The organism is Cupriavidus basilensis (assembly GCF_000876015.1).
Taxonomy (GTDB): domain Bacteria; phylum Pseudomonadota; class Gammaproteobacteria; order Burkholderiales; family Burkholderiaceae; genus Cupriavidus; species Cupriavidus basilensis_B.
The window spans coordinates 1-11262 of record NZ_BBQM01000026.1; the positions used below are offsets into that span (position 1 = coordinate 1).

Sequence of the window (11262 nt, forward strand, 5' to 3'; positions counted from 1 at the left end):
TTTGAAGTTGACTTTGAAGTTAAGGCCTTTAAAGCCGTTGACCTTGAAGTCAAGCAGTGGTGGCCTTTGAAGCCAAGCCGCGGCTTTCGACTTAGAACCCCACCCCTCACCCCAACTTCTTCCTCAACAACTCATTGACCTGCGCCGGGTTCCCCTTCCCCTTGGTCGCCTTCATGGCCTGCCCGACCAGGGCATTGAACGCCTTCTCCTTGCCGGCCCGGAATTCCTCCACCGACTTGGCGTTGGCGGCCAGCACGTCGTCGATGATCTTTTCCAGCTCGCCGGAGTCGGACATCTGCTTGAGACCCTTGGCGGCGATGATGGCGTCGGCGTCGCTGCCTTCTTCGCCGGCCCACATGGCGGGGAAGACGTCTTTCTTGGCGGTGTTGTTGGAGACCGTGCCGTCGGCGATGCGCACCAGCAGCCTGGCCAGTTGGGCGGGTTTGACCGGGGCGTCGTCGAGCGCGATGCCTTCGCGGTTGAGCAGCGAGGACACGTCGCCCATCAGCCAGTTGGCGGCGGGCTTGGCGTTGGCGGCGCCGGCTTCGGCGACCACGGCTTCGAAGTAGCTGGCGAGCGGCTTGGAGGCGGTCAGCACGCTGGCGTCGTAGGCGGACAGGCCGTATTGCGACACCAGGCGCGCCTGCATGGCGGCGGGCAGTTCGGGCAGGGCGGCCTTCACGCGCTCGATCCAGGCGGCGTCGATGTCCAGCGGCAGCAGGTCGGGGTCGGGGAAGTAGCGGTAGTCGTGCGCGTCTTCCTTGGTGCGCATGGCGCGCGTCTCGCCGGTGTCGGGGTCGAACAGCACGGTGGCCTGCTGGATCTCGCGGCCGTCCTCGATCTCGGCGATCTGCCACTGCACTTCATACTCGATGGCCTGCTGCAGGAAGCGGAACGAGTTGAGGTTCTTGATCTCGCGGCGCGTGCCAAGCTTGGGGCTGCCGTACGGGCGCACCGACACGTTGGCGTCGCAGCGGAAGCTGCCTTCCTGCATGTTGCCGTCGCAGATGCCCAGCCACGTCACCAGCGCGTGCAGCGCCTTGGCATAGGCCACGGCTTCGGCGGCGCTGCGCATGTCGGGCTCGGTGACGATTTCCAGCAGCGGCGTGCCGGCGCGGTTCAGGTCGATGCCGGTCATGCCGGCGAAGTCTTCGTGCAGCGACTTGCCGGCGTCTTCCTCGAGGTGGGCGCGCGTGAGCTGCACGGTCTTCTCGTAGGTCTCGCCCTTCTTGCCTTCGACCTGGATGCTGATGCTGCCGCCCTGCACCACCGGGATCTCGTACTGGCTGATCTGGTAGCCCTTGGGCAGGTCGGGGTAGAAGTAGTTCTTGCGCGCGAAGATGCTGCGCGGCGCGATGGTGGCGCCGATGGCCAGGCCGAACTGGATGGCGCGCTCGACCGCGCCGCGGTTGAGCACCGGCAGCACGCCGGGCAGCGCCAGGTCGACCGGCGAGGCCTGCGTGTTCGGCGCCGCGCCGAAGGCGGTGGAGCTGCCGGAGAAAATCTTGGAGGCCGTCGACAGCTGCGTGTGCGTCTCGAGGCCGATCACCACTTCCCATTGCATGGCGGTATTCCTGTTCGTATTCGTCGTGTACGTCGTATTCGGTGCGTGTTGCTGCGTGTTGCGTTGCGCTGGCCGCGCGGTCCTCATCGTGTCTGCGCGCAGCCGCCGGTGCCGGGCTCGAACATCACCGGCCAGGCTTCCTCGTAGATGCCCGGACTGCAGCGCTGCTGGCAGTTGGCGTGCGCCAGCGTGACGCGGCGCGGGTCCTGCCAGACCATCAGCTTGCAGGCGCTGCCGTCGTTGGCGCGCAGCTCGATGTGCGGCTTCTTCTGCGTCTGGCGGAACTCGGCCAGGTTGAAGCTGCACGAGCCGCGCTTGCCTACCCACAGCTTCCACGACAACTGCTGCACGGTGTTGTCCGCCACGCGCAGCTGCGCGTCCTCGCGGAAGCCGTCTTCCTCGGTGCGGCGGCAGTCGCCGGCGAGGTCGATGTCGCGGCTGGCGATGGGCGTGGGCCGGCCGAAGCGCGGCAGCGGGATGCACGCCGCCAGCGCGGCGGCCAGCGCCACGCCCGCGGCGATGCGGACCAGCCAGCGCCGCGCGCTCATGCCTGCGCGGGCCGGCGCAGATGCCAGTCCGTGGCCTGCTGGAACGCGTGCGCGGTCTGCAGCAGCTCGGCTTCGCCGAAGTAGTTGCCGATCAGCTGCAGGCCGACCGGCATGCCGCCTTCGCCCAGGCCGCACGGCACGCTCATGCCGGGCAGGCCGGCCAGGCTGGTCGACAGCGTGAAGATGTCGGCCAGGTACATCTGCACCGGGTCGGCGCTCTTCTCGCCGAGCTTCCACGCCACCGTGGGCGCCACCGGGCCCATGATCACGTCGCAGCGCGCGAACGCGCGCTGGAAATCCTCGGCGATGATGCGGCGGATCTTCTGCGCCTGCAGGTAGTAGGCGTCGTAGTAGCCGTGCGACAGCACGTAGGCGCCCACCAGGATGCGGCGCTTGACCTCGGGGCCGAAGCCTTCGGCGCGGCTCTTCTTGTACATGTCCATCAGGTCGCGGTATTCGGCCGCGCGGTGGCCGTAGCGCACGCCGTCGAAGCGCGACAGGTTGGACGAGGCCTCGGCCGGCGCGATCACGTAGTACACCGGGATCGACAGCTCGGTCTTGGGCAGCGACACCTCGACCAGCGTGGCGCCCAGCTTTTCGTACTCGGCCAGCGCGGCGCGCACGGCCTGTTCCACGTCGGCCGACAGGCCGGCGCCGAAGTATTCCTTCGGCAGGCCGATGCGCAGGCCCGACAGCGGCCGCGCGGCGCCGGCGCCGGCGCGCGGCTGGCCCAGCAGGCGGGTGAAGTCCTCGTCCACGCCGCCCTGGGCCGGCGCCAGGCTGGTGGAGTCGCGCTCGTCGAAGCCGGCCATCGCGCCGAGCAGCAGCGCGCAGTCCTCGGCGGTGTGCGCCATCGGGCCGCCCTGGTCGAGCGACGAGGCGAACGCGATCATGCCGTAGCGCGACACGCGGCCGTAGGTGGGCTTGATGCCGGTGATGCCGGAGAACGAGGCCGGCTGGCGGATCGAGCCGCCGGTGTCGGTGCCGGTGGCGGCCGGCGCCAGGCCGGCGGCCACGGCCGCGGCCGAGCCGCCCGAGGAGCCGCCCGGCACGCGCGCCGGGTCCCACGGGTTCCTGACCGGGCCGAAGTGCGAGTTCTCGTTGGACGAGCCCATCGCGAACTCGTCCATGTTGGTCTTGCCCAGCGTGACCATGCCGGCGGCGGCGAGGCGCTCGACCACGGTGGCGTCGAACGGGCTTTCGTAATCGGCCAGCATGCGCGAGCCGGCGGTGGCGCGCCAGCCGCGCGTGACGAACACGTCCTTGTGGGCGACCGGCACGCCGGTCAGCGGGCCGGCCTCGCCGCGCGCGCGGCGCGCGTCGGCCGCGCGCGCCTGCGCCAGCGTGAGTTCGGGGTTGACGTCGACGAAGGCGTTGAGCGCGGCGGCCCGCTCGATGCGGCCCAGGTAGTCGCGCGCCAGCTCCTCGGCGGAGACGGTGCGGGCCGCCAGCGCGTCGGCGAGCTGGCGCAGGGAGGTCACTGAAGTTGCGGAAAAGGACATGTCGGTCGTATGGCTTGGCAGGGTGGCTGCCGGCGCGCGGCGCAGGGGCGGCGCGACGCAGCGGCGGGTTCGGTGGCCGGGCGGCGGGCGCGAGCCCGCTTATTCGATGACCTTGGGCACCAGGTACAGGCCGCCTTCGGTGGCCGGCGCGGGGCGCTGGTAGTCGTCGCGCCGGTCGGTCTCGGTCACGGCGTCGTCGCGCAGGCGCTGCGACATCTCGCGCACCGCCGACAGCGGGTGCGCCAGCGGCTCCATGCCGGTGGTGTCGACCGCCTGCATCTGTTCGACCAGCGAGAAGAATTGATTGAGCTGCACCAGCGTGTGCCCTGCTTCGTCATCGTTGATCTCGATGCGGGCAAGGTGGGCGATGCGCTTGACGTCGGATAGGTCGAGAGCCATGGCTAGGGTTCGGTGTCGATGCGGAAAACGGCGAAATCGGCTGCGAGATCGGGGAAGCGGGTCCGGGCGCGGAGGCGGCAGCGGGAGGCAAGGCAGGCGCCGCCTGGGCGGGCGGGGCGAGTGCTGCCGGGAGCGCCCCGGAATCGTCAAAGTTACACGTTTTTTCGAGGCAGAAGCCCCCGAAACAGGGGGAATTATAAGGTATCATTGCGCGTTGCCATTCCCTGGCAGCGCCTTCGTCACATTGGTGCGGAACCGCGTTCGCCGGCGCTTTTTCGGTAACGTCCGCGGCAACGCGCGTGGCAGCGTCGGCGGCAATGCCCGCGGCGGCGCCCGCGGCACGGCCCGCCGCCCACCATCGCCCTCCGCGCGGCCACCCCGGCCGCCCGGCCGCGGCACGCAGGCGGCGGACGGCGCGCGGGCAGGGAGGCAGGCGAGGGCCCTCTGATTAGGCCGCCCCGGCCGCAATTTTTTGTAATTGTGGCGCGGTTCCACCGAACTTTCGAGCGTGGCCTAATCAAAGGTTCCCGTAGAGGCTGTGCCGCCCGGGGGCGGTCCGGCCTCGGCTGGCGGTTCCGCCGTGGCCGCCGCGCATCCCCTGGATGGCGCGGCGCCGGCGTGGCGCCTGGCTCACCGCACGGTGGGGGGCCTTGAATACTACCCGTCGCAATGAATTTCGTGGCTGGCCCGATTGCGGTGCCGGCCGCTTCGCATACCTCGCGAACCACCAGAAAACAGGATTCCTGATGTTCGGATTTCTCCGCAGCTATTTCTCCAACGATCTCGCGATCGACCTCGGCACCGCCAACACCCTGATCTACATGCGCGACAAGGGCATCGTCCTGGACGAGCCCTCGGTGGTGGCGATCCGCCAGGAAGGCGGTCCCAACGCCAAGAAGACGATCCAGGCGGTGGGCAAGGAAGCCAAGCAGATGCTGGGCAAGGTGCCGGGCAACATCGAAGCGATCCGCCCGATGAAGGACGGCGTGATCGCCGACTTCACCGTGACCGAGCAGATGCTCAAGCAGTTCATCAAGATGGTCCACGACTCCAAGCTGCTGCGCCCGAGCCCGCGCATCATCATCTGCGTGCCGTGCGGCTCGACCCAGGTCGAGCGCCGCGCCATCCGCGAATCGGCGCTGGGCGCCGGCGCCAGCCAGGTGTACCTGATCGAGGAGCCGATGTCGGCGGCGATCGGCGCCGGCCTGCCGGTGTCGGAGCCGTCGGGCTCGATGGTGGTGGACATCGGCGGCGGCACCACCGAGGTGGGCATCATCTCGCTGGGCGGCATGGTCTACAAGGGTTCGGTGCGCGTGGGCGGCGACAAGTTCGACGAGGCCATCGTCAACTACATCCGCCGCAACTACGGCATGCTGATCGGCGAGCAGACCGCCGAGGCCATCAAGAAGGAAATCGGCTCGGCCTTCCCGGGCTCCGAGGTGCGCGAGATGGAAGTCAAGGGCCGCAACCTGTCCGAGGGCATCCCGCGCGCGTTCACGGTGTCGTCCAACGAAATCCTCGAGGCGCTGACCGACCCGCTCAACCAGATCGTCTCGGCGGTCAAGATCGCGCTGGAGCAGACCCCGCCGGAACTGGGCGCGGACATCGCCGAGCGCGGCATGATGCTGACCGGCGGCGGCGCGCTGCTGCGCGACCTGGACCGCCTGCTGGCCGAGGAAACCGGCCTGCCGGTGCTGGTGGCCGAGGACCCGCTGACCTGCGTGGTGCGCGGCTCGGGCATGGCGCTCGAGCGCATGGACAAGCTCGGCAGCATCTTCTCCTACGAATAACCAGTCGGCGAGAGGACATCGCTCGTGGCGCGACGCGGCCTGCCGGATCGCCTGGTCGGGGCCGCGCCGCGCCGTGACGCCGCCTTGGCCACTGTCCCGGCCGCCGCCGCGGCCGCTCGCCTGGCCGCCTGCGCGGCCGCCTTCCCGACCCGGCCCGGCCCAGGGCACTCCGCGCCAGCGCGCCTTTCCCGCCACCCCGGCCATGCCGGCGGGCGCGGCGGGCGGGCGGCGGCGCGCGCCCGGGGCCGGCAGACCTCCACGCCAGCGCACGGGTAAATGGATTACACTCCGCCGCCGCTCTTCAAGCAGGGCACTTCCGCCGTCGCGCGCCTCGTCTTCTATGTGACGATCGCGCTGGTGCTGCTCGTCGTCGACGCGCGCTTCGACGCGCTGCGCGTGGTGCGCCAGGTCGCCGCCACCGTGCTGATGCCGGTCGAGCGGACCGTGCTGGTGCCGCGCGACGCGCTGCGCGCCGTGTTCGACTACGCCCAGTCGTCGGCCGCGCTCGCCAGCGAGAACCGCGAGCTGCGCCGCCGCGCCGTGACCGAGGCCGAGGGCTCGGTGCGCCAGTCCCAGCTCGAGTCCGAGAACAACCAGCTGCGCAAGCTGCTCGGCCTGCAGCAGCAGTCGGCCACGCCGGTGACGGCGGCCGAGATCCTCTACGACGCGCGCGACCCCTACAGCCAGCGCATCGTGATCGACCGCGGCAGCCAGCACGGCCTGCGCGCCGGTTATCCGGTGATCGACGAGCGCGGCGTGATCGGCCAGGTCACGCGGGTCTCGCCGTTCCAGTCCGAAGTCACGCTGCTGACCGACAAGGAACAGGCGATTCCCGTGCAGGTGGTGCGCAACGGGCTGCGCAGCGTGGCCTTCGGCGGCGCCCGCGCGGGCCTGCTCGACCTGCGCTTCATGGCCGCCTCGGCCGACCTGCAGCAGGGCGACCTGCTGGTGACGTCGGGCCTGGACGGCACCTATCCGCCGGGCCTGCCGGTGGCGAAGATCGTGCAGATCGAGCGCAAGGCCGACACCGCCTTCTCGCGCGTGTACTGCGAGCCGGTGGCCGGGGTGCGCTCGCACCGCCAGTTGCTGGTGATCCGCTACGAGGCGCAGCTGCCGCCGCGCGACACCATCGACGGCCCGCGCGACGCCCGCGAAAGCAAGGGCGGCAGGCCCGACCGGGCCGACCGCCCGGGCGTCAGGGACGCCGAGCGGGGCGGCGACCGGCCGGCCGAGAAACCGGCCGGCAAGCCCGCGGCCAAGGAGGCCACGCAGTGACCAATCCCCAATACCTGCTGCGCCCGGTCAACCCGGCGTTCATCGCGCTGAGCTTCGTGCTGGCGTTCCTGTTCAACCTGATGCCGTGGGGCGCCACGCTGTGGATTCCCGACATGGTGGCGCTGGTGCTGGTGTTCTGGAACATCCACCAGCCGCGCAAGGTGGGCATGGGCGTGGCGTTCGCGCTGGGCCTGCTGATGGACGTGCACGACGCGCGCCTGCTCGGCGAGCACGCCATCGCGTACACGCTGCTGGCCTATTTCGCCATCACCATCCACCGCCGCGTGCTGTGGTTCACGGTCTATACCCAGGCGCTGCACGTGGTGCCGCTGCTGTTCGTGGCGCACGCGGTGCCGGTGGTGATCCGCCTGGCGATGGGCGCGCCGCTGCCGGGCTGGCAACTGCTGCTGGCGCCCGGCATCGAGGCGCTGCTGTGGCCGCTGGCCACCAGCATGCTGCTGGCGCCGCAGCGGCGCAGCGCCGACGTGGACGAGACGCGGCCCATCTAGATCGGGCGCCGCGCCGCGCGCTGGCCGATGCAATGGCTTGACCCTCAACGAGTTCCGCCGCGCCCCTCGCGGGTGCGCGGCACACCGCAAGGCTGACGCAGTACCATGACCGAAATCCGCAATGTCGAACAGGAGCTCGGCCGCTTCCGCATCCGCGTGGCGGCCGCGGGCCTGTTCGCCGTGATCTGCTTCGGCCTGCTGTTCACGCGCTTTCTCTGGCTGCAGTGGTACAAGCACGACCAGTACTCGGCCAAGGCCGAGGACAACCGCATCTCGGTGGCGCCGATCGAGCCCAACCGCGGCATCATCATGGACCGCAACGGCGTGGTGCTGGCGCGCAACTATTCGGCCTACACGCTGGAAATCACGCCGTCCAAGCTGTCCGACACGCTCGACAACACCATCGAGGCGCTCAGCCAGGTGGTCGACATCCAGCCGCGCGACCGGCGCCGCTTCAAGCGGCTGATGGAGGAGTCGCGCAGCTTCGAGAGCCTGCCGATCCGCAGCCAGCTCAGCGACGAGGAAGTGGCGCGCTTTTCCGCGCAGCGCTTCCGCTTTCCCGGCGTGGACGTGCGCGCGCGGCTGTTCCGCCAGTATCCGATGGGCGAGTCCGCCTCGCACGTGATCGGCTACATCGGCCGCATCTCGCAGCGCGACCAGGAGCGCATCGAGGCGATGGACGAGGCCAACGACGCCGAGGGCGCCAAGTACGACCCGCGCAAGGACGCCGACAACTACAAGGGCTCCAACTACATCGGCAAGATCGGCATCGAGCAGAGCTACGAGACCGAGCTGCACGGCCTGACCGGCTTCGAGGAAGTGGAGGTGAGCGCGGGCGGGCGGCCGATCCGCACGCTCTCCACCTCGCCGTCCACGCCCGGCAACAACCTGATCCTGTCGCTCGACATCCGCCTGCAGCAGCTCGCCGAGGCGCTGTTCGGCGACCGGCGCGGCGCGCTGGTGGCGATCGAGCCGGCCACCGGCGACATCCTGGCCTTCGTCTCCAAGCCGACCTTCGACCCCAACCTGTTCGTCGAGGGCATCGACAGCAACACCTGGAGCGAGCTCAACGGCTCGCCCGACAAGCCGCTGCTGAACCGCCCGCTGCGCGGCACCTACCCGCCCGGCTCGACCTACAAGCCGTTCATGGCGCTGGCCGCGCTCACCACCGGCAAGCGCACCGCGGCCTGGGGCTTCCACGACCCGGGCTCGTTCACGCTGGGCAACCACACCTTCCGCGACGACAAGCCGGGCGGCCACGGCTGGGTCGACATGCAGGCCTCCATCGTGCAGTCCTGCGACACCTATTACTACATGCTGGCGCGCGACATGGGCGTCAACGCCATCCACGATTTCATGAAGCCGCTCGGCTTCGGCCAGATCACCGGCATCGACATCGAGGGCGAGAGCCGCGGCATCCTGCCGTCCACCGACTGGAAGCGCCGCGCCTACCGCAAGCCCGAGCAGCAGAAGTGGTACGACGGCGAGACCATCTCGCTGGGCATCGGCCAGGGCTACAACAGCTTCACCATCCTGCAGCTGGCCAACGCGGTGTCGATCCTGGTCAACAACGGCACCGCGATGAAGCCCCACCTGGTCAAGGCGGTGGAGGATTCGGTGACGCGCGACCGCGCGCTCACGGTGCCCAAGGAAAGCTACCGGCTCTCGTTCAAGCAGGCCGACGTCGACGTGATCAAGCGCGCGATGGTCGGCGTGACGCATTCGGGCACGGCCGCGCGCGCGTTCGCCGGCGCCGCCTACGAATCCGCCGGCAAGACCGGCACCGCGCAGACCTTCACGATCGGCAAGAACGAGAAGTACAACCACCACGCGCTCGACGAGCGCAAGCGCGACCACGCGCTGTACACCGCCTTCGCCCCGGCCGACAACCCGAAGATCGCGCTGGCGATGATCGTGGAGAACGCCGGCTTCGGCGGCGCCGTGGCCGCGCCGATCGCGCGCAAGGTGATGGACTACTACCTGGTGGGCAAGTGGCCCGAGGAACTGGCGGCCATCGCCCCGCCTGCCGCCGAGCGCGCCGGCGGCAAGCCGCCCGTGGACACGCCCAGCGTGTTCACCACGGGCCACACCGCCAGCATCGCCAGCGCCACCGTGATGGGCGCCAGCGAGGCGGCCGCCACCAGCGCCAGCGCCGTCGCGGTGGCGGCTGTCGCCGGTGCGGCCGGCGCGGCCAGCACGCCGGTGGCGCGCGCGCCGGGCGCCTCGGCCGCCGCGGCGGCGCCGCTGATCGACCCGGCCGCGATCCCGCCCGCCTCGGCGGTGCAGACGCTGGACGAGCGCATGGCGCAGGCGCTCGGCCACAGCCGCCCGGCGCCGGTGCCGGCCCAGGCCGCGCCGGCGGCACCGGCCGCCACCGCCCCGAAACCCCGCGCCAGGCCCGTCGCCGCCCCCGGCGCGGGCGGCGCCAACGCTACCCGCTGAAGGAGACGCGCATGGACAAACGCCGCGTCCTGTCATTCATCAAGACCGCGCTGACCGGCTTCGACAAGCCGCTCGCGCTGATCGTGTTCCTGCTGTTCGCCACCGGCATCGTGGCGCTCTACTCGGCCGCCATCGACATGCCCGGCCGGGTCGAGGACCAGTTGCGCAACATCCTGCTCTCCTACGCGGTGATGTGGGTGATCGCCTACCTGCCCACGCAGACGCTGATGCGGGTGGCGGTGCCGCTCTACACGGTGGGCGTGGCCCTGCTGATCGGCGTGGCCATGTTCGGCCTGATCCGCAAGGGCGCGCGGCGCTGGCTCAACGTGGGCATGGTGATCCAGCCCTCCGAGATCATGAAGATCGCCATGCCGCTGATGCTGGCGTGGTACTTCCAGAAGCGCGAGGGCTCGGTGCGCTGGTACGACTTCGTGGTGGCGCTGCTGCTGCTCGGCGTGCCGGTGGGCCTGATCGCCAAGCAGCCCGACCTCGGCACCGGCCTGCTGGTGCTGGCCGCCGGCGTGTACGTGATCTACTTCGCCGGGCTGTCGTGGAAGATCATCCTGCCGCTGCTGGTGGCGCTGGTGGTGGCGGTCGGCCTGCTGATCACGTTCGAGAACGACATGTGCGCGCCCGGCGTGAACTGGCCGGTGCTGCACGACTACCAGCAGCACCGCATCTGCACGCTGCTGGACCCGACCACCGATCCGCTCGGCAAGGGCTTCCACACCATCCAGTCGATCATCGCCATCGGCTCGGGCGGGGTGTTCGGCAAGGGTTGGCTCAAGGGCACGCAGACTCACCTGGAGTTCATCCCCGAGAAGCACACCGACTTCATCTTCGCGGTGTTCTCGGAGGAGTTCGGCCTGGTCGGCAACGCCGTGCTGCTGGTGCTCTACCTGCTGCTGATCTTCCGCGGGCTGTACATCGCCGCCAACGCGCCGACGCTGTTCTCGCGGCTGCTGGCGGGCTCGATCACGCTGATCTTCTTCACCTACGCCTTCGTCAACATGGGCATGGTGAGCGGCATCCTGCCCGTGGTGGGCGTGCCGCTGCCGCTAATGAGCTACGGCGGCACCGCGCTGGTGACGCTGGGGATGGGCATCGGCATCCTGATGAGCATCTCGCGGCAGAAGCGCCTGATCCAGACCTGACGCGGGGGCGGGCCGCCCGGCCTCGCGCCGCCTTTCGCGCCACCTCCCGCACCCGCCACACGCCTGCCCGTTCCCCGCG

9 protein-coding genes are annotated in these 11262 nt (G+C 70.0%); 5 read left to right on the forward strand and 4 right to left on the reverse strand.

Translation table 11 applies throughout. The features are described from left to right. Nucleotides 1-106: 106 nt before the first annotated feature. The 4 genes from gatB to gatC all read right to left on the reverse strand — a co-directional run bounded on the left by gatB (nt 107) and on the right by gatC (nt 4013). Nucleotides 107-1564: an Asp-tRNA(Asn)/Glu-tRNA(Gln) amidotransferase subunit GatB gene (gatB, locus tag KF708C_RS28415; RefSeq protein WP_059414660.1), complete on the reverse strand. Its 1458-nt coding sequence runs from the start codon at nt 1562-1564 to the stop codon at nt 107-109. A gap of 83 nt (nt 1565-1647) precedes the next feature. After that, nucleotides 1648-2112 carry a hypothetical protein gene (locus KF708C_RS28420; protein WP_059414663.1) on the reverse strand — a complete coding sequence of 155 codons (465 nt, stop codon included), beginning with the start codon at nt 2110-2112 and terminating at the stop codon, nt 1648-1650. After that, nucleotides 2109-3614, reverse strand: coding sequence for an Asp-tRNA(Asn)/Glu-tRNA(Gln) amidotransferase subunit GatA (gatA, locus tag KF708C_RS28425; RefSeq protein WP_059414665.1), 1506 nt, complete (start codon nt 3612-3614; stop codon nt 2109-2111). The genes KF708C_RS28420 and gatA overlap by 4 nt, the downstream gene beginning before the upstream one ends. Nucleotides 3615-3713: 99 nt before the next feature. Further along, on the reverse strand, nt 3714-4013 hold the full coding sequence (gene gatC / locus KF708C_RS28430; RefSeq protein WP_059414666.1) for an Asp-tRNA(Asn)/Glu-tRNA(Gln) amidotransferase subunit GatC: 300 nt from the start codon (nt 4011-4013) through the stop codon (nt 3714-3716). Nucleotides 4014-4759: 746 nt separating this feature from the next. On the opposite strand from gatC, the gene KF708C_RS28435 reads away from it, so the two are divergent. The 5 genes from KF708C_RS28435 to rodA all read left to right on the forward strand — a co-directional run bounded on the left by KF708C_RS28435 (nt 4760) and on the right by rodA (nt 11183). After that, on the forward strand, nt 4760-5803 hold the full coding sequence (locus tag KF708C_RS28435; RefSeq protein ID WP_011296266.1) for a rod shape-determining protein: 1044 nt from the start codon (nt 4760-4762) through the stop codon (nt 5801-5803). A 276-nt stretch (nt 5804-6079) separates the two neighbouring features. Beyond that, entirely contained in the window at nt 6080-7078 is a 999-nt protein-coding gene (gene mreC, locus KF708C_RS28440; protein WP_020206849.1) for a rod shape-determining protein MreC, read from the forward strand. Continuing rightward, nucleotides 7075-7587, forward strand: coding sequence for a rod shape-determining protein MreD (gene mreD, locus KF708C_RS28445; RefSeq protein WP_020206848.1), 513 nt, complete (start codon nt 7075-7077; stop codon nt 7585-7587). Before mreC ends, mreD begins: the two co-directional genes overlap by 4 nt. A gap of 105 nt (nt 7588-7692) precedes the next feature. Next, a complete protein-coding gene (gene mrdA, locus KF708C_RS28450; RefSeq protein WP_059414668.1) occupies nt 7693-10029 on the forward strand; it encodes a penicillin-binding protein 2 in 2337 nt (778 codons plus the stop codon). An 11-nt stretch (nt 10030-10040) separates the two neighbouring features. After that, nucleotides 10041-11183, forward strand: a complete 1143-nt coding sequence (gene rodA, locus KF708C_RS28455; RefSeq protein WP_020205343.1) for a rod shape-determining protein RodA — start codon at nt 10041-10043, stop codon at nt 11181-11183. Nucleotides 11184-11262: the final 79 nt, after the last annotated feature.